16 protein-coding genes are annotated in these 17,413 nt (G+C 72.6%); 6 read left to right on the forward strand and 10 right to left on the reverse strand.

Annotated features, from left to right (window positions below; translation table 11 throughout):
* Nucleotides 1–4 precede the first annotated feature (4 nt).
* The 6 genes from IGA62_RS22150 to IGA62_RS22175 form a co-directional block, all read right to left on the reverse strand.
* A complete protein-coding gene (locus IGA62_RS22150; protein WP_145819019.1) occupies nucleotides 5–1,138 on the reverse strand; it encodes an MBL fold metallo-hydrolase in 1,134 nt (377 codons plus the stop codon).
* Nucleotides 1,139–1,191: 53 nt separating this feature from the next.
* Nucleotides 1,192–2,193 (reverse strand): serine hydrolase, encoded by a 1,002-nt coding sequence (locus tag IGA62_RS22155; protein WP_145819018.1) that lies wholly within the window; start codon nucleotides 2,191–2,193, stop codon nucleotides 1,192–1,194.
* A 135-nt stretch (nucleotides 2,194–2,328) separates the two neighbouring features.
* Nucleotides 2,329–2,532: an SDR family NAD(P)-dependent oxidoreductase gene (locus IGA62_RS22160; RefSeq protein ID WP_232624739.1), complete on the reverse strand. Its 204-nt coding sequence runs from the start codon at nucleotides 2,530–2,532 to the stop codon at nucleotides 2,329–2,331.
* Nucleotides 2,529–3,713 carry a zinc-dependent alcohol dehydrogenase gene (locus IGA62_RS22165; RefSeq protein WP_145819017.1) on the reverse strand — a complete coding sequence of 395 codons (1,185 nt, stop codon included), beginning with the start codon at nucleotides 3,711–3,713 and terminating at the stop codon, nucleotides 2,529–2,531. The genes IGA62_RS22160 and IGA62_RS22165 overlap by 4 nt, the downstream gene beginning before the upstream one ends.
* Before the next feature lie 76 nt (nucleotides 3,714–3,789).
* Complete coding sequence (locus tag IGA62_RS22170; RefSeq protein WP_145819016.1) at nucleotides 3,790–4,968, reverse strand: sensor histidine kinase; 1,179 nt, start codon at nucleotides 4,966–4,968, stop codon at nucleotides 3,790–3,792.
* Complete coding sequence (locus IGA62_RS22175; protein ID WP_176738144.1) at nucleotides 4,965–5,621, reverse strand: response regulator transcription factor; 657 nt, start codon at nucleotides 5,619–5,621, stop codon at nucleotides 4,965–4,967. The genes IGA62_RS22170 and IGA62_RS22175 overlap by 4 nt, the downstream gene beginning before the upstream one ends.
* A 135-nt stretch (nucleotides 5,622–5,756) precedes the next feature.
* Here IGA62_RS22175 and IGA62_RS22180 point away from each other — a divergent pair, with 135 nt between their 5' ends.
* Genes IGA62_RS22180 through IGA62_RS22195 form a run of 4 tightly spaced genes read left to right on the forward strand, consistent with a single transcriptional unit; the run spans nucleotide 5,757 to nucleotide 9,397 of the window.
* Nucleotides 5,757–6,299: a hypothetical protein gene (locus tag IGA62_RS22180; protein ID WP_145819015.1), complete on the forward strand. Its 543-nt coding sequence runs from the start codon at nucleotides 5,757–5,759 to the stop codon at nucleotides 6,297–6,299.
* Nucleotides 6,296–7,450, forward strand: a complete 1,155-nt coding sequence (locus IGA62_RS22185) for a peptidoglycan-binding protein (protein ID WP_232624740.1) — start codon at nucleotides 6,296–6,298, stop codon at nucleotides 7,448–7,450. Before IGA62_RS22180 ends, IGA62_RS22185 begins: the two co-directional genes overlap by 4 nt.
* Complete coding sequence (locus IGA62_RS22190; RefSeq protein ID WP_232624741.1) at nucleotides 7,443–8,162, forward strand: ABC transporter ATP-binding protein; 720 nt, start codon at nucleotides 7,443–7,445, stop codon at nucleotides 8,160–8,162. The genes IGA62_RS22185 and IGA62_RS22190 overlap by 8 nt, the downstream gene beginning before the upstream one ends.
* 59 nt (nucleotides 8,163–8,221) lie before the next feature.
* On the forward strand, nucleotides 8,222–9,397 hold the full coding sequence (locus IGA62_RS22195) for an ABC transporter permease (RefSeq protein ID WP_145822075.1): 1,176 nt from the start codon (nucleotides 8,222–8,224) through the stop codon (nucleotides 9,395–9,397).
* A gap of 191 nt (nucleotides 9,398–9,588) precedes the next feature.
* Here IGA62_RS22195 and IGA62_RS22200 read toward each other — a convergent pair whose 3' ends face one another.
* Nucleotides 9,589–11,331, reverse strand: a complete 1,743-nt coding sequence (locus IGA62_RS22200; protein WP_186499953.1) for a hypothetical protein — start codon at nucleotides 11,329–11,331, stop codon at nucleotides 9,589–9,591.
* 472 nt (nucleotides 11,332–11,803) lie between these two features.
* Here IGA62_RS22200 and IGA62_RS22205 point away from each other — a divergent pair, with 472 nt between their 5' ends.
* Nucleotides 11,804–12,949, forward strand: coding sequence for a hypothetical protein (locus IGA62_RS22205; protein WP_145819014.1), 1,146 nt, complete (start codon nucleotides 11,804–11,806; stop codon nucleotides 12,947–12,949).
* A gap of 79 nt (nucleotides 12,950–13,028) precedes the next feature.
* On the opposite strand, the gene IGA62_RS22210 is transcribed toward IGA62_RS22205, so the two are convergent.
* The 3 genes from IGA62_RS22210 to IGA62_RS22220 are packed head-to-tail and all read right to left on the reverse strand — an operon-like array spanning nucleotide 13,029 to nucleotide 16,407.
* On the reverse strand, nucleotides 13,029–13,781 hold the full coding sequence (locus IGA62_RS22210; protein ID WP_145819013.1) for a succinate dehydrogenase/fumarate reductase iron-sulfur subunit: 753 nt from the start codon (nucleotides 13,779–13,781) through the stop codon (nucleotides 13,029–13,031).
* Nucleotides 13,778–15,715: a fumarate reductase/succinate dehydrogenase flavoprotein subunit gene (locus IGA62_RS22215; protein WP_145819012.1), complete on the reverse strand. Its 1,938-nt coding sequence runs from the start codon at nucleotides 15,713–15,715 to the stop codon at nucleotides 13,778–13,780. The genes IGA62_RS22210 and IGA62_RS22215 overlap by 4 nt, the downstream gene beginning before the upstream one ends.
* A gap of 2 nt (nucleotides 15,716–15,717) precedes the next feature.
* Nucleotides 15,718–16,407: a succinate dehydrogenase cytochrome b subunit gene (locus IGA62_RS22220; RefSeq protein WP_280526172.1), complete on the reverse strand. Its 690-nt coding sequence runs from the start codon at nucleotides 16,405–16,407 to the stop codon at nucleotides 15,718–15,720.
* Nucleotides 16,408–16,485: 78 nt separating this feature from the next.
* On the opposite strand from IGA62_RS22220, the gene IGA62_RS22225 reads away from it, so the two are divergent.
* A complete protein-coding gene (locus IGA62_RS22225) occupies nucleotides 16,486–17,412 on the forward strand; it encodes a LysR family transcriptional regulator (RefSeq protein ID WP_145819010.1) in 927 nt (308 codons plus the stop codon).
* Nucleotide 17,413: the final 1 nt, after the last annotated feature.

The following is a 17,413-nucleotide window of genomic DNA, read 5'->3' on the forward strand; positions in this document are numbered from 1 at the left end:
CCGCTCAGGCGACCTGGTCCCACCAGGCGTCCACCGCTGGCGGGTCGTCCACCACCACCCGCTCGCCCGGCCGGGGCACGGCGATCCGGACGCCCCGGGCCTTCGCCTCCCGCCAGAGCCGGTTCACCGGCTCGGCCCAGTCGTGCAGGGCCAGGTTGAAGGTGCACCAGTGCACCGGCACCAGCAGACCACCCCGCACGTCGAGGTGGGCGGCGACCGCCTCCTCCGGGAACATGTGGATGTTCGGCCAGGCCCGGTCGTACGCGCCGATCTGGGTCAGCGTCACGTCGAACGGTCCGTACCGCTCGCCGATCTCGGCGTACCCGGGGAAGTAGCCGGAGTCGCCGGTGTAGAAGACCCGGCGGTGCGCCCCGGCCAGCACCCACGAACCCCAGAGCGTGCCGTCACGGCGCAGGCCCCGGCCCGAGAAGTGCTGCGCGGCGGTGGCGGTGATCGTCAGCCCGGCCACCCGGTGGCTCTCCGCCCAGTCCAGCTCGACGATCCGGTCCGCCGGCACACCCCACCGGTCCAGGTGCGCGCCGATGCCGAGCGGCACCAGGAACGGCGCGGACTGGGTGTCCCGCAGGTGGCACACCGTCGCCATGTCGAGGTGGTCGTAGTGGTCGTGGGAGATCACGATCGCGTCCACCGGGGGCAGTTCGTCGAGGCCCACCGGCGGGGCGTGCAGCCGGCGCGGGCCGACCGCTTGGGACGGGGAGCAGCGGTCGCTCCACACCGGGTCGAGGAGCACCCGCCGTCCCTCGATCTCGACCAGCGCGGACGCGTGGCCGTACCAGACGACGGCGAGTTCCCGCTCCGCACCGCTGCCGGGAGCCGGACGCCGCAGCGGCACCGGTCGCGTCGGCCGGCGGCGCTGCTGGCCGAAGAGCAGCTCCCACAGCAGGTTCCGGCCGGGGTCGGCGATCGTCGTGCGGACGTCGGCGGGGTTGTGGAACGCGCCGTCGTGGAACTGCGGCGACCGGCGGACGCGTTCGGCGCGGGCCCCGGTCAGCCGGCCCCCCAGTGCGGCCGGCACGTCCCGGGCGGCCCAGGCCAGGGCGGCCAGCGCGGCCAGGCCCAGCGCCCCGGCCACCCGGCCACCCCGGCCCCGTCGTGCCCGCTGCTCGCGTCCCCCCATGAACTTTCCCTCCGCCCGGTCGAACCCCGGGTGCCACGGTAGCCCCCGACGCGTCAGCCGCCGTTGCTCGGGCGCTGGCGGGTGACCCGGTGGGCCGTTCCGGTGCCGGTCAGGCCGTCCACGGCGTCGAGGAAGCTCCGTCCCATCTTCGCCCGTGCGGTGACCGCCGGGTGGGTTCCGCCGAAGTTGCCCGGGTCGGCCTGCCCGGAGGCGAAGAGGGCGTACGTCAGCACCGGGGCCCCGGCCCGGTCGAAGATCACGCCGGCCTCGTTGCGGGCGTCGGCGTACCAGCCGCCCTTGGCGGCGACGCGGGCCCGTTCGTCGGAGGACATGGTGCGTCGGACGCCGTCGGTGTGGGCGATCGGGGCGCGCAGTTGGCGCAGCAGGAACGCCGTGGAGGCGGGGGCGAGCAGGGTGCCGGCCACCAGCGCGCGGAGCAGGTTGTGTGTCTCCCGGGGGGTGCTGGTGCCGAGGTAGAACCGGTTCGGGTTGGCCACCGGCTGCACCTGCGTGTTCGGGAAGCCCTTGGCCTGAAGGATCGTGTTCAGCTCGGCCGCCGGGCAGACCAGGCCGCACAGCCGTACGGCGGTGTCGTCGGAGACGGTGAGCAGCGCCGCGAGGGCGTGGCCGAGGGTGACCGAGCTGGGGTACGCCCCGTCCAGGCTGAAGATCCCGTCCCCGCCGGGGATCACGATCGCGGAGGTGACGTCGAGTCGCTGGGTGAGCGTGAGCAGTCCCCGGTCGACCTTGTCCAGCACCGCCACGGCGACGGCGATCTTGTTCACGCTGTACGCCTCGAGCAGGCGGTCCGGCTCGTCGGCGACCGCCGGCAGCGGTGCGCCCGCCGGGTCGGCGACGCTGACGTACGCCTGCCAGCTGCCACCCGCTTCGAGGGTGTGCTGCTGGTACGCGGCGGCGACCAGGGCGGCGGCCTGGGCGGGGGTGCCCGCGGTCGGTGTCACGGCACGCTCCTCCGCCGATGCCGGCGCTCCGTTGCCGAGCACCGCGCCGGCGGTGGCGGCGGTGCCCAGCCCGAGAGCGGTCCTACGGTTCATCCTGGCAGTCACGCGTGTCTCCTCGTCCCGTGCGGCCGGAGTGTCCATCCGGTCACCCTAGGCGATGGGACGTGTGCGGTGGGTACGGCTGATCGTCGCTGGCGGTGGAGCGTGGTGCCTACCGTGGCCGGAGTGTCACCGACGGTCGGATCGCCAGCCGCCCCGGAGGGCCTCGCCGGTCGGGTTCGGGCCGAAGACCGCGCACTCGGCGCGTACCTCGGCCAGGGTCTGCGGCGCGCGGGCGGCGAGGACCAGGCGGTCACCGCGCGCGGCGAACGCCCGGGCCGCCGCCCGGCCGATCCCGCTGGTGGCACCGGTGACGACGACCACCCGACTCACGGGGCGAGCACGACCTTGACGCAGCCGTCCGCCTTCTTCTGGAACATCTCGTACGCCTTCGGCGCGTCGCCCAGCGGCAGCCGGTGGGTGCGCAGGTCCGCCACGCCCAGCGGGTCGTCGTCGCCGGCCAGCAGCGGCAGGATCTCGTCGGTCCAGCGGCGGACGTGGCACTGGCCCATCCGCAGCTGCACGCCCCGGTCGAACATCTCCATCAGCGGCAGCGGGTCCACCTCGCCGCCGTACACCCCGGAGACGGAGACGGTGCCACCCCGCCGGACGGCCTTGAGCGCGGCCTTGAGCACGACGAGCCGGTCCACGCCCACCTTGTCGGTCATCGCCTGGGCCAGCCGGTCCGGCAGCAGCCCGGCGGCGGTCTGGGCGATCTTGCCCGAGGTGGAACCGTGGGCCTCCATGCCGACCGCGTCGATCACCGCGTCCGGGCCGCGCCCGTCCACCAGGTCGATCAGCGCGCCCGGCACGTCCTCCAGTTGGGTCACGTCGAGCACCTCGATGCCGTGCCGGCGGGCCATCTCCAGCCGCTCCGGCACCAGGTCCAGCCCGATCACCCGGTCCGCGCCGAGGTGCCGGCCGATGCGGGCGCAGAACTGGCCGACCGGGCCGAGCCCGAAGACGGCGAGCGTGCCGCCGGGTGGGGTGTCGGCGTACGTCACCGCCTGCCAGGCGGTGGGGAGGATGTCGGAGAGGTAGAGGTACCGCTCGTCCGGGCCGGTCTCCGGGACCTTGATCGGCCCGAACTGGGCGTGCGGCACCCGCAGGTACTCGGCCTGCCCGCCCGGCACCGAGCCGTACAGCGAGGTGTAGCCGAACAGCGCCGCGCCCTTGCCCTCCGAGGTGACCTGCGTGGTCTCGCACTGCGCGTAGAGCTGCCGGCCGCACATCCAGCACGAGCCGCAGGCGATGTTGAACGGCACCACCACCCGGTCGCCCGGCCTGAGCCGGGTCACCCCGGAACCGACCTCCTCGACGATGCCCATCGGCTCGTGCCCGAGGACGTCCCCCGGTTTCAGGAACGGCCCGAGCACCTCGTAGAGATGCAGGTCCGAGCCGCAGATCGCGGTCGAGGTGATCCGGACGATCGCGTCGGTGGGCTCCTCGATCCTCGGGTCCGGGACCTCCTCCACCCGTACGTCCCGCTTCCCGTGCCAGGTCAGTGCCTTCATACCGGTCCCTCCGCCGTCTCGGGTCGTCCTTTCCAGGACTGCTACCCGGGCAGCGTCCGGTGAACCTCCCCGCCGTTCACCCCACGCCGGGGGTGGGCAGGGAGACGGTGACGACCAGACCGCCGCCCGGCCGGGGCAGGGCGTGCACCGTGCCCCCGTGCGCCCGGGCCACCGCCCGGACGATGGACAGGCCGAGCCCGAAACCCCGGTTGCCGGCCGCCCGCTCCCGGTTCAACCGCCGGAAGGGCAGGAAGATCGACTCGACCTCGTACCCGGGCACGACCGGCCCGCTGTTGCTGACGGTCAGCACGGCCCGGCCGTCGGTCGTCGTGGTGCTGACCGTCAGCCACCCGTCCTCGCCGAGGTTGTGCCGTACCGCGTTCTCCAGCAGGTTCTGGGTGAGCCGCTCCAGCAGCACCGGGTCGCCGACCGTGCGGGCCGGGGCCAGCTGCCGGGAGACCGCCAGTGCCGTCCGGGCGGCGGTCTGGTCGGTCAGGTGACCGGCCATCTCGGCGAGGTCCACCTCGGTACGCTCGGTCAGCGTGTTCTCCGAGTCGGCGAGGGTGAGCAGCCCGTCGATCAGCCGTTCGTGCCGTTCGTTCACCGTGAGCAGCACCTCCCCGAGCTGGCGCAGCTCCGCCGGGGCGTCCGGTCGGGTGATGGCGAGTTCGACCAGGGACCGGTTGATCGCCAGCGGGGTGCGCAGCTCGTGCGAGGCGTTGGCAACGAACCGTCGTTGGCCGTCGAAGGACCGGTCGAGCCGTTCCAGCATCAGGTCGAAGGTGTCGGCGAGTTCCTTCACCTCGTCGGTCGGGCCGTCCAGGGCGATCCGCTCGTGCAAACCCCGGCCGGCACCGTCCGCGCCGGCGATCCGGCGGGCGGTCCCGGTGATCTGGTTCAGCGGCTGCAACGCCCGCCCGGCGACCAGCCAACCGAACGCGACGGCGGCGACCGTCACCACGGCCAGCGCCACCCCGCCCTGGGTCAGTAAGGAGTCCAGCGCGTCCTGCCGGGCGTCCTCCTGCACCTGCCGGACCAGCCCGCGCAGGGTCTCCGCCTGCTCGGGGGTGATCTTGGTGCCGGACTGCGGCAGCGACACCTTGCCGGAGTCCCGGCTGCGCAGGTCGAACCCGAGACCACGGGTGAGCCGCTGGTCGACCAGCACATAGGTCACCGCGAGCAGCACCGTGCCGGCGAACAGGAACAGCCCGCCGTAGACCAGCGTGAGCCGGGCGCGGATGGTCAGCTTCTTCACCGGATGCGGTACCCCGCGCCGGGCACCGTCTCGATGACGGGCGGCTCGCCGAGCTTGCGGCGCAGCTTCATCACGGTCACCCGCAGCACGTTGGTCAGCGGGTCGATGTGCTCGTCCCAGGCCCGTTCCAGCAGTTCCTCGGCGGAGACCACCGCCCCGTCGGCCCGCAGCAGCTCGGCCAGCACCCCGAACTCCTTGCGGGACAGCGGCACGGGGCGCCCGTCCCGGGTCACCTCCCGCCGGGCCGGGTCCAGCACGATGCCGGCCCGGGTCAGCCTGGGCGGCGCGGCCGGCCGGGTACGCCGGGTCAGGGCGTGCACCCGCGCGCTCAACTCGATGAACGCGAACGGCTTGGTCAGGTAGTCGTCGGCCCCGATGGCCAGCCCGGCGACCCGCTCCCGGACGGCGGCGGCGGCGGTCAGCATCAGCACCCGGGTCTCCCGGTCGGAGTCGACCACCGCCCGGCACACGTCGTCGCCGTGCACCACCGGCAGGTCCCGGTCGAGCACCACCACGTCGTACCCGTTGACCCCGAGCCGTTCCAGCGCGGCGTCCCCGTCGTACACGACGTCCACCGCGAAGGACTCCCGGCGCAGCCATTCGGCAATCGCGTCCGCCAGGAGCCGTTCGTCCTCGACCACCAGTACCCGCACCGTCACATCCTCGCCCATCGCGACGTAACCACACCGTTAACGGAGCCCCGGCGTTTACGCTCTGGCTACGCCCCGTGACGTTGACTTCTCCGTGGACGCCGGTTTCACCGGCGGAGGAGAGAGGAGCACGAGACGATGCGGAGACGGCTGACGGGCGTACTGCTCGCCCTGCCCCTCGCGGCGGCCCTCGGTCTGGCCGGCTGTAGCGGGGGCGACCGGGACGACGAGGGGGTGGCCACCGCCGGTGGCGGCGGTGCGCGGCCGACGCTCACCGCCGTCGCGTTGAGCGACGAGGAGCGCCGGATCAGGTTCACCAGATGCCTGCGCGAGCAGGGGCTGGACGTGGCGGATCCGGAGCCGGGCCAGAACGGCCCGCGTTTCAAACCCGGTTCCAACGTGGACCGCACCAAGGTCCAGGCGGCCCTCCAAGCGTGCCGGGAGTACGCCCCGAACGGCGGACAACCCCGGCAGCTCAACGCCGACCAGGTCGAACAGGTCCGCAAGCTGGCCCGCTGCATGCGGGAGAACGGCGTGCCGAACTTCCCCGACCCGGACGCCGACGGCCGGATCCAGCCCGGCAAGGCCGACATCGACCGGCAGGACCCGGCGGTCCGGGCGGCGTTCGACAAGTGCCGCGAGGTGGTGCCCAACCTCGACAACCGTCTGGGGACGCCGTGAGCGCGCCGATGGGCACCGACATCGGGGTCACCCCGGTGGGCGGTGGTGACGGGACGACGGAGGCGCCGCACCGCCGACGTCGGTGGCGGCCGGTCACCGCGCTGGCCGCCGGGGCGGCCGTCGTGCTGGCCGGCGGCGCGGTCGCGGTCGGTGTGTCCTCCGACGGTGGCGCCGGGGAGTCGGCCGGGGCCGCCCCGCTCCCGCCGACCACCACCACCGTCGCGCGGCAGACCCTCGTCGACCGGGAGACCAAGACCGGCGAACTGGGGTACGGCACCCCGCGCGCCCTGGACACCCGCTACAGCGGCACGCTGACCTGGCTGGCCGCCACCGGGGCCACGGTCGCCCGGGGCAAGGCCCTGTACCGGGTCGACGACGAGCCGGTGGTGCTGCTGCACGGCAGCCTGCCGGCGTACCGGGTCCTGCGGTCCGGGGTCAGCGGCCGGGACGTCAGGCAGTTCGAGCAGAACCTCACCGACCTGGGCTACACCGGCTTCACCGTCGACGAGGACTACACCTCCGCCACCGCCGACGCGGTCCGGAGCTGGCAGGAGGACCTGGGGGTGCCCGAGACCGGGCAGGTCGAGCCGGGCCGGATCGTCTACGCCGCCGGTACGGTCCGGGTGGCGAGCCAGGGCGCCGAGGTGGGGGACGCCGTCACTCCGGGCCGGGCGGTGCTCTCCACGACCGGCACCACCCGGCTGGTCACCTGCACCCTGGACGTCGACGACCAGCGGCTGGCCCGCAAGGGCGCGGAGGTGACCATCACGTTGCCGGACGGCCGGCGCACCACCGGCCGGGTCGGCACCGTCGAGACGGTCGTGCAGACCTCGGCCGGGGCGGCCGGACAGGATCCGGTCACCGAGACGAAGGTCGAGGTCTCGGTGACCGGGGACGACCCGGCCGCCCTCACCGGCTTCGAGCAGGCGGCGGTCGACGTCGGGTTCGTGGCGGCCCAGCGGGCGGACGTGCTCACCGTGCCGGTCGCCGCGCTGCTCGCCCTCGCCGAGGGTGGCTACGGCCTCCAGGTGGCCGACGACACGGGCACCCGGATCATCGCGGTGAAGACCGGCCTGTTCGCCGCCGGCCGGGTGGAGGTCTCCGGCGACGAGGTCGTCGAGGGGCTGACGGTGGGGATGCCCGGTGACTGACCGGATCCGCGCCGCCGCCGGCCCCGTCGTGCAGTTGCGGGACGTGACCAGGCGGTACGGCGACACCGTCGCCGCCCTCGACCGGGTCGACCTGACCATCGGCCGGGGCGAACTGGTGGCCATCGTGGGCCCCTCCGGATCCGGCAAGTCCACGATGCTCAACGTCATCGGCACCCTGGACCGGCCCACCTCGGGCACCGTGCTCGTCGACGGGTACGACACGTCCCGCCTGACCGACCGGGAACTGTCCGCCCTGCGGGCCAGCCGGATCGGTTTCGTGTTCCAGCAGTTCCACCTCGCGGTGGGCGTACCGCTGGTGGAGAACGTCGCCGACGGCCTGCTCTACGCGGGCGTACCCCGGCGGGAGCGGCACCGGCGCGCGGAGGTCGCCCTGCGCCGGGTCGGGCTGGGCCACCGCCTCGACCACCGTCCGCACCAGCTCTCCGGCGGCGAACGGCAGCGGGCGGCGATCGCCCGGGCCGTGGTCGGCGAACCGCCGCTGCTCCTGGCCGACGAGCCCACCGGCAACCTGGACTCCACCTCGGGGGCCGGGGTGATGGAGCTGCTGCACGGGCTGCACACGGCCGGCACCACGGTCGTGGTGATCACCCACGACCGGGAGATCGCGGCGAGCCTGCCCCGTCAGGTGCGGATGCGGGACGGGCGGATCGTCACCGGGGGCGTCCCGCTGGTCGAGGGGGTGCTCCGGTGACCGCGACGACGACCCGGCCGCCGGGCGCCGACCGCCCGGAACGGCTGCGGCCCGCCCGGATGCACCCGCGCGACGTGCTGCGCGTCGGCGGGGTGGGGCTGCGCACCCGACCGTTGCGGGCGTTCCTCTCCGCGCTGGGCATCGCGATCGGCATCGCGGCGATGATCAGCGTCGTCGGGATCTCCTCGTCGTCCCGGGCCGACCTGGACCGGACCCTGGCGGCCCTGGGCACCAACCTGCTCACCGTCGCGCCGGGCAGCACCCTCTTCGGGGCGGACGCCCAACTGCCGACCGAGTCGGTGGCGATGATCTCCCGGATCGGGCCGGTGCAGCAGGTCGCCGCGGTCGCCCAGCTCCCCGACACACCGGTCTACCGGTCGGACCGGATCCCACCGGCGCAGACCGGCGGCCTGGGCACCCAGGCGGTCACCCTGGACGTCCTGGACACGGTCGGTGGCACGGTCGCCCACGGCACCTGGCTCAACGACGCCACCGCCCAGTATCCGGCCACCGTGCTCGGCGCGGTCGCCGCCGAGCGGCTCGGGCTCGGCGCGGCCGGGCCGGACATCCAGGTCTACATCGACGGCCGGTGGTTCACCGTGATCGGGATCCTCCGGCCGGTGCCGCTCGCCCCGGAACTCGACTCGGCGGCGCTGGTCGGCTGGCCGGCCGCCACCACCCACCTCGGGCTGGACGGGCACCCGACCCGGATCTACACCCGCTCGGCCGAGGAGCACGTCGAGGCGGTACGCGGGGTGCTGGCGGCGACCGCCAACCCGGAACAGGCCAACGAGATCCAGGTGTCCCGGCCCTCGGACGCGCTCGCCGCCCGGCAGGCCACCGACGAGGCGTTCACCGGCCTGCTGCTGGGCCTGGGCGCGGTGGCCCTGCTGGTGGGCGGCGTCGGGGTGGCCAACACCATGGTCATCTCGGTGCTGGAGCGGCGGGCGGAGATCGGGTTGCGCCGCGCGCTCGGGGCCACCCGGGGGCAGGTCCGCACCCAGTTCCTCGCCGAGTCCCTGCTGCTGTCCGCTCTCGGCGGGCTGGGCGGGGTGCTGCTGGGGGTCCTCGTCACCGCCGGTTACGCCCTCTCGCAGGGCTGGCCGACGGTGGTGCCGCTGTGGGTGATGGCCGGTGGCATCGGCGCGACGATCGTCATCGGTGCGGTGGCCGGGCTCTACCCGGCGATCCGGGCCAGCCGGCTCTCGCCCACCGAGGCCCTGGCAGCGCCCTGACGGAGCATCCCGCGCTGCCGGCCCGCGCTGCCGGTGGTGGTTGTTTGCAGGGGCCCCTTCCTACCGCTTTCTGTCGAGGAAGGGTCCCCTGCAACCACCCGAGCCCGACGCCCGCCGTCGGATCCACGGGACGCGGGCGGCGCCCGACGGCCGGTGTCCCCACCGGTCGTCGGGCGCCGCGTGGCGTCGGGTCAGCGTCGGGTCAGCTTGTGCAGTTCCCAACCGCCCAGGTGCGTGCTCGGGTCGGTGCGCAGGTTCATCGGGTTCGCCATGCCGATGTACAGCGTGGACCCGTCCGCGACCATGGTCCGTACGCCCTGGTTGAGCGGGTTGCCGAAGCCGGTCTTGTCGATCGCGCGGGCCGGCCGACCCGGCGCGTCGAACGACCACAGGTCCGAGCCGAAGGTGGGCGCGTCGTAACCGGGCTCCGGCTCCGCCGGCATCTCGCCCTCCAGGGCGATGTAGGCGAAGTCCATGGTGCCGATGTAGAGCCGGCCGCCGGCCACCGTCATCTTCCAGGCGTACAGGTTGTACTGGTCCCCGAAGCCGGAGCGGCCGTGCACCGGGGTCACCCCGGTCGGCGTGGTCTCCCAGGCGCCCACCCCGTTGTTCGCCGTCGGGTCGAACGCCGGAAGCTCGGACTCGCCGTAGAGCGTCTCCACCGTCTCCCCGGCACCGCCGAAGTCCCGACCCCGGAAGACAGCGAACGCCCGCTGGGTGTTCTCCACGGTGGCCGCGAGCTGCTCCTGGTTCTTCGGCGGGTAGACCCGGACGTGCAGCGCGGTGGCCTGGAGCGGGACGTGCATGGTGCCCCAGTAGAGGTGACCGCCGTAGGAGGCGAGACCACCGATCGCGTACACCCGCCGGACCACCGGGTCCGGCTCGTACTCGGCGGGCGACCAGACCTGCGTCCAGCCGGTGGCGTCCGGCGGGGTGAGGCCCGGCTCCCCGTCGGCCAGCGGCGGGCTCATCCAGAGGCTGCCCAGGTCGGCGTTGTTGTCCGCGGCCTGGTCCGCCCCGGTGGTGCCGGCGGTGTCCAGGCTGGCCGCGGCACCTTCCACGATCGACTTCGGCCAGGTGGTGACGTAGAGCCGGCCGTCGTGCGCGGCGATGTCGGCGGCCTGGGTCGGCAGGTCACCGACCACGCTGAAGGCGAACGGGTTGGTCCGGTCACCCGTCCAGCGCAGGACCCGACCGGCGTCACCGCCGTTGGTGCCCATCCCGACACCCGCGTAGAGCACCCCGTCGGCGACGGTGAAGTGCCGGATGTTCTCGTAGTCGCCGAGGTTGGTCGAGCCGAGGTAGTCGCCGGTGAAGGTGTCGAAGGCGAACAGGTTGATGCCGGCGACGAGGCTGGGGCCGGCGAGCAGCACCACGCCCCGGTGGGCGGCGCCGCTGCGCAGCCCGGCCGTCGAGCGCAGCAGGGCCGCGTCCGCCGGGGACGCGTCGGTGACGTCCGCGGTCCGCTCGGTGAGCTGCTCGTCCGCCAGGTCGTACGTGTAGACCTCCGGCGGCCGGTGGTCACCGAGGTTGGCCGGCAGGGCCGGGTTCTGCCGGGCCGGCTGGCTGTTGGCGAACTCGCAGGCGTAGTCGTCGTTCAGGATCGGTTCCCGGACGTTGTAGCCGTCCGGCTTGAGGCAGAGGACGTTCGCCCCGGTGCCGAACCAGAGCTTGCGTCCGGCCTTGGCCAGGCCCCAGACGTACGACTGGTTGACCTTCTCCTGGCCCACCGCGCAGGGCGGTCCGGCCGGGTAGTCGACGCCGATCCCGGCGAAGCACTCGTCTGCGGCGGCCTTGGCCAGCAGCCGTACGCTCTCCGGAGGCCGCGTGCCCCCGGCGTCGACCTCGGCGGCGGCCGGGACGGCCGAGGTGGTCACGAGACCCAGGGCGACGAGGACGGTCAGTAGTCGACCTGGTGGTTGGAGCCGACGCATCTGTTTTCCTTCCGACACGTTCGCAAGCGGCGCGGAACCCGGAACGGGGTCACCGGGATCGCCGCCGGGTGGAGGGGTTGCCGCACGACTCACCGGGTGTGCCCGAGCGTCGGGTTACCGCATTCCGGGAGACGTGCGGGACAGACGTTAACACGCACAGGAATGGCCTTCTATCGATTCTCGCCATTAAATAATTTGGAACGAGGGGTGCTCCGTTGATCGATCGTGGCGCCCGGTCGGAACGGGTGGCGGAAGGGAGGGCGGATGCATTGTCGATCAACCGCAAAAGCTGGCCAAAGGTGCACAAGGTGCCGGCTGCCCAAGAACGGTGGCAACCAGGGTGGTCGGGATGTCCAAATTGGATCTGCGGGGGCGGTGGATCGGGTGGGGTGCGATGTCGCCGGGGATTCTGGTGTGGCTATTTCCGGCCTGCGTGAAAATTACCGTTGTTTACTCCGCATAAACCCGCGACATGACCGTTGTCCGAGTTCACCACAAGTTCTCGATCGCCCGTGGAATTTCCGTCGTCAATCGGGGTCGGTCACCAGCGGGGGAGCGGATCGACCGCTTGATGCCGTACGGAGAGTGCCGCGGTCTGCCCGGCGGGCTTCCCGCTGAACACCGCCGCCGCGCCCGCCGGATCCTGCCTTCCCCGAACACGGCGCGCAGAGGTGGGGCGCACCACCTCTGGATTGCTGTTTTCGCTGGTCGCGTGCATGATGCCCGCATGGTTTTCGACCGGAAAGTCACGATCCGGCCGCTGGCGATCATCGTGTCTGTTGCCCTGGCCGTGTCGGGCGCGGCTACGTTGGGCGCGGCCGCGCTGCTCGGCGGTCTGGACGAGGCCGTGAGGGTGGCACCCCTGGCCGGCGCGCTCTTCGCTGGCTGCGCTCTTCCGTTGGGGTTCATCCAACTCCGCCGGGCGACCCCGGTACGGGAAGCGCACGACCCGGAGTCGTCTCCGGAACCGGGGGAATCGTCAGCGACCACCGTGCCGGGGATGGCCGCCCCGGCTGTCGTCCCGGAGACCGGAAGCGGGCCCGTCGACCCTCCGCATCAGGTGGTGTCGGGCAGCCAGGTCCGGGGCCATGTCATCCAGCTCCGCGACGTCGTCATCAGTGTGCCGATCGGCAGGGACCTGCTGCGCGTGGGCAGGGCTTTGATGTCGGTCGCCGGCTTTCTGGCGCTGGCCCTCGTGCCGGCGCTGGCTCTGGGCTTGGCCGATTCCGGTACGAGCGCCGCACCGGGCGTCGGTTCCGGTCCGAGCGCCGCACCGGTCCCGCCCGTGGCGGTCACCGCGGACGGTGATTCGGGCTATGCGGAGTTCCACCGCGACGAGCGGCGGTTTGTCATCCACGACGGTCGGAAGGACGAGGACGCGGTCTTCCTCCTCTTCCGGACCGACGGCCGGGACCAGAAGCCGGTGCCCAACAGCGACGGCAAGACCGGCGTGCTCAACGACAAGACCGGGAAGGTTCCCCCACCGAAGGTCCATCACCTGCCGGCGCTGAAGCCGGACGCGGCGATCGACTTTCAGGTCTGCCTCGGCAACGCCGGCCGTCAACTGACCATCAAGACCGAGACGTGCGGTGGTTGGGTGACCGCGCCGGCTCGGTGACGGCGCTCGCGTGGCAGGGCACCGGCAGCGGTGGCCCTGCCACGCCCTCCGTCCCGGGTGACCTCTCGCGTCAGGAGCCTCAGGTGTCGCCGCGCTTCGCGGTCGCCTTCAGGTAGTCGCGGTTGAGGCGGCCGATGGTGTTCAGCGGGATGCCCTTCGGGCAGACCACCGTGCACTCGCCGGCGTTGGTGCAGCCGCCGAAGCCGGCCTCGTCGTGCGCGTCGACCATGCCGACCACCCGGGTGTACCGCTCGGGCTGACCCTGCGGCAGCAGCGAGAGCTGGGTGACCTTGGCGGCGGTGAAGAGCATCCCGGAGCCGTTCGGGCAGGCGGCCACGCACGCGCCGCAGCCGATGCAGGCCGCCGCCTCGAACGCGGCGTCCGCGTCGGCCTTCGGCACCGGGGTGGCGTGCGCCTCGGGGGCGCTGCCGGTCGGCGCGGTCACGTACCCGCCGGCCGCGATGATCGTGTCGAAGGCGCTCCGGTCGACCACCAGGTCCTTGATCACGGGGAAGGCCCGCGCCCGCCACGGCTCGATGTCGATGGTGTCCCCGTCGGAGAACTGCCGCATGTGCAGCTGGCAGGCGGTGGTGCCGCGCTGCGGTCCGTGCGCGTCGCCGTTGATCATCAGGCCGCACATGCCGCAGATGCCCTCGCGGCAGTCGTGGTCGAAGGCGACCGGCTCCTCACCGGCGAGGACCAGCCGCTCGTTGAGCACGTCGAGCATCTCCAGGAACGACATGTCCGGGGAGACGTCCTCGACCTGGTAGGTCACCATCCGACCCCTGTCCTTCGGGCCGGACTGCCGCCAGATGCGCAGGGTCAGGTTCACTTGTAGCTCCGCTGCGTGGGGTGGACGTATTCGAAGGCCAGGTCTTCCCGGTGCAGCACCGGCGGCTGGTCACCGTCGGTGAACTCCCAGGCCGCCACGTACGCGAAGCGCTCGTCGTCGCGCTGGGCCTCGCCGTCCGGCGTCTGGTGCTCGGCCCGGAAGTGGCCGCCGCAGGACTCCTCCCGGTGCAGGGCGTCGACGCACATCAGCTCGGCCAGCTCGAAGAAGTCGGCCACCCGGCCGGCCTTCTCCAGCGACTGGTTGAGCCCCTCGCCGTCGCCGGGCACCCGGACCCGCTGCCAGAACTGCTCGCGCAGTGCCCGGATCTCGTCGATCGCCTTGCGCAGCCCCGTCTCGGAGCGCTCCATGCCGCAGTGCTCCCACATGATCTGGCCCAGCTCGCGGTGGAACGAGTCGACGGTCCGGTCGCCGTTCACCGCCAGCAGCCGCTGGATGCGGTCCTCGACGCCCCGCCGCGCCTCGACCGCCGCCGGGTGGCTCGCCGTCACCGGCGCGAACGGGCCGGCGGCCAGGTAGTTGGCGATGGTGTTGGGCAGCACGAAGTACCCGTCGGCGAGGCCCTGCATCAGCGCGGACGCGCCGAGCCGGTTCGCGCCGTGGTCGGAGAAGTTCGCCTCGCCGATCACGAACAGCCCGGGGATGGTCGACTGGAGGTCGTAGTCGACCCAGAGCCCGCCCATCGTGTAGTGCACCGCCGGGTAGATCCGCATCGGCACCCGGTACGGGTCCTCGCCGGTGATCCGCTCGTACATCTCGAAGAGGTTGCCGTACTTCGCCTCGATGGCCTTGCGGCCGAGCCGGGCGATGGCGTCGGCGAAGTCGAGGTAGACCCCGAGCCCGCCGGGGCCGACGCCCCGGCCGGAGTCGCAGACGTTCTTGGCGGCCCGGGAGGCGATGTCCCGGGGGACCAGGTTGCCGAAGGACGGGTAGATCCGCTCCAGGTAGTAGTCCCGCTCGTCCTCGCCGATGTCGGTCGGGGCGCGCTGGTCGCCCTCGGCCTTCGGCACCCAGACCCGACCGTCGTTGCGCAGCGACTCGCTCATCAGGGTCAGCTTCGACTGGTGGTCGCCGGAGACCGGGATGCAGGTCGGGTGGATCTGCGTGTAGCAGGGGTTGGCGAAGTACGCGCCCCTGCGGTGCGCCCGCCAGGTGGCGGTGACGTTGCAACCCTTGGCGTTGGTGGAGAGGTGGAAGACGTTGCCGTACCCGCCGGAGGCGAGCACCACCGCGTCGGCGAACTCGCACGTGATCTCGCCGGTGACCAGGTCCCGGACCACGATGCCCCGGGCCCGGCCGTCCACCACGATCAGCTCCAGCATCTCGTGCCGGGCGTTCATCTCCACGTTGCCCAGCCCGATCTGCCGCTCCAGGGCCTGGTACGCCCCGAGCAGCAGCTGCTGGCCCGTCTGCCCCCGGGCGTAGAAGGTGCGCTGCACCTGCGCGCCGCCGAAGGACCGGGTGTCGAGCAGGCCGCCGTACTCGCGGGCGAAGGGCACGCCCTGGGCGACGCACTGGTCGATGATGTTCACCGACACCTCGGCCAGCCGGTGCACGTTCGACTCGCGGGAGCGGAAGTCGCCGCCCTTGACCGTGTCGTAGAAGAGCCGGTGTACCGAGTCGCCGTCGTTGCGGTAGTTCTTCGCGGCGTTGATGCCGCCCTGGGCGGCGATCGAGTGCGCCCGGCGCGGGCTGTCCTGGTAGCAGTAGCTCCTGACCCGGTAGCCCTGCTCGGCGAGGGTGGCGGCGGCCGACCCGCCGGCCAGCCCGGTGCCCACCACGATCACCGTCATCTTCCGCCGGTTGGCCGGGTTGACCAGCTTGGCCTCGAACCGCCGCCGTTCCCAGCGGGTCTCGATCGGCCCGTCGGGAGCGGTGGTGTCGGCGATCGGGTCGCCCGCACGGTACAGATCCATGATCAGTCCACCAATCCGGTGAGTACGGCGAACGGGACCACCAGGTAGCCGGCGCAGAGGGCGACGGAGAAGAGCAGGGCGACCATCCGGGCCCGCCGCTCGCCGTGCGGGGTCTGCTGACCGAGGCTGCGCAGCGCGCTGAACAGGCCGTGCCGCAGGTGGAAGCCGACGGAGACGACCGCCAGGGTGTAGAAGAGCGTGACGTACCAGCGGGACGGGGCGAAGTCGGCGACCACGTTGGCGTACGGGCGGCTCGGGTCGCCGACCGGGTTCAGCGTCCCGGCGGTCAGGTCGAGCAGGTGGTAGATCACGAAGAGCAGGATGATCACGCCGCCCCAGCGCATCGTCCGGGCGGCGTAGCTGCCCCGCACTTTCTTGCGGTGGGCGTAGCGGACCGGGCGGGCGGCGCGGGCCCGGCGGGCGAGCGCGGTGGCCGCCGCGATGTGCGCCACCACCGACACCAGCAGGCCGGTCCGCAGGATCCAGAGGAACCAGACGCCGGGCAGGACCGGCGTGCCGATCTCGCGGAGCCAGTGGGCGTAGTGGTCGAACGAGGTCTGCCCGGCGAAGACCTTCAGGTTGCCGAGCATGTGCGCGACGAGGAACAGCACCAGGACGATGCCCGTGACCGCCATGACGGCCTTCAGGCCGACGCTGGAGCGGACGGGCGACCGGGTCGACGTGACTACCACCCGATCGACGCTAGGAGGAACTGCGACCAGTCGTCCAATGCATCGAACTCGCACCTTGTATAGCTCTAAGCTATGTAGATGCAGTTCCATCAGCTCCGGTACTTCGTGGCAGTGGCCGAACTACGACATTTCACCCAAGCTGCCGACCAGGTCGGGATCACCCAGCCATCGTTGAGTAAGCAAATTCACGCCCTCGAGACATCGCTCGGAACCCCCCTCTTCGAGCGGGTCCGGGGCAACATCGCCCTCACCGCCGCCGGGGAGGTGCTGCTCCCGTCCGCCAAGCGGATCCTCGCCGACGTGGAGACCGCGCAGCGTGAGGTGCAGGAGCTGGTCGGTCTGCGCCGGGGCCGCGTCCGTCTCGGGGCCACGCCCAGCCTGGTCACCTCGCTCGCCCCGCCGGTGCTGCGTCGGTTCCGCGACGCGCATCCCACCGTCGACCTGCGGGTCGAGGAGGGCGGCTCGCAGGATCTGGTCCGGGACCTGCTCCGCGGCGACCTCGACCTGGCGCTGATCATCATGCCGGGCCAGGGCCACGAGCCCGGACTGCGCGCCGAGCCGATCCTGCGGGAGAGCCTGGTGGTCGCCTCGCTGGAACCGCTCCCCGCCGCCACCGGCGGCGAGTTGCGCATCGCCGACCTGCGCGACCAACCGCTGGTCATGTTCCGGCAGGGCTACGACATCCGCGACGCCACCCTGGACGCCTGCCGGACCGCCGGCTTCGAGCCCTCCTTCGCCGTGGAGGGCGGTGAGATGGACGCGGTGCTCAGCTTCGTCGAGGCCGGCCTCGGGGTGGCCCTGGTGCCGGGCATCGTGGTCGCCCGCCGGCCCCGCATCCGGGTCACCCCGCTCGCCCCGCCCGGCGTGCGCCGGACCATCGCGGTGGCCCGCCGGCGGGACGCGGTGCCCACCCACGCCGGCCGGGAGCTGCGCCGGATCCTGCTCGACCACATCCGGGCCGCCGCCGCCCAGGGGAAGCTGCCGCCCGGTGTCGAACCGCTGTAGG

The sequence above is a fragment of the Micromonospora sagamiensis genome (assembly GCF_014680085.1).
In the GTDB taxonomy this organism is placed as follows: Bacteria; Actinomycetota; Actinomycetes; order Mycobacteriales; family Micromonosporaceae; genus Micromonospora; species Micromonospora inyonensis.

Excerpts from the sequence above, each read along its gene's own strand:
- IGA62_RS22150 (WP_145819019.1), bottom strand. The coding sequence starts at position 1,138 with ATGGGGGGACGCGAGCAGCGGGCACGACGGGGCCGGGGTGGCCGGGTG.
- IGA62_RS22155 (WP_145819018.1), bottom strand. The coding sequence starts at position 2,193 with ATGAACCGTAGGACCGCTCTCGGGCTGGGCACCGCCGCCACCGCCGGC.
- IGA62_RS22165 (WP_145819017.1), bottom strand. The coding sequence starts at position 3,713 with ATGAAGGCACTGACCTGGCACGGGAAGCGGGACGTACGGGTGGAGGAG.
- IGA62_RS22180 (WP_145819015.1), top strand. The coding sequence starts at position 5,757 with ATGCGGAGACGGCTGACGGGCGTACTGCTCGCCCTGCCCCTCGCGGCG.
- IGA62_RS22195 (WP_145822075.1), top strand. The coding sequence starts at position 8,222 with ATGCACCCGCGCGACGTGCTGCGCGTCGGCGGGGTGGGGCTGCGCACC.
- IGA62_RS22200 (WP_186499953.1), bottom strand. The coding sequence starts at position 11,331 with ATGCGTCGGCTCCAACCACCAGGTCGACTACTGACCGTCCTCGTCGCC.
- IGA62_RS22205 (WP_145819014.1), top strand. The coding sequence starts at position 11,804 with ATGACCGTTGTCCGAGTTCACCACAAGTTCTCGATCGCCCGTGGAATT.
- IGA62_RS22215 (WP_145819012.1), bottom strand. The coding sequence starts at position 15,715 with ATGGATCTGTACCGTGCGGGCGACCCGATCGCCGACACCACCGCTCCC.
- IGA62_RS22225 (WP_145819010.1), top strand. The coding sequence starts at position 16,486 with ATGCAGTTCCATCAGCTCCGGTACTTCGTGGCAGTGGCCGAACTACGA.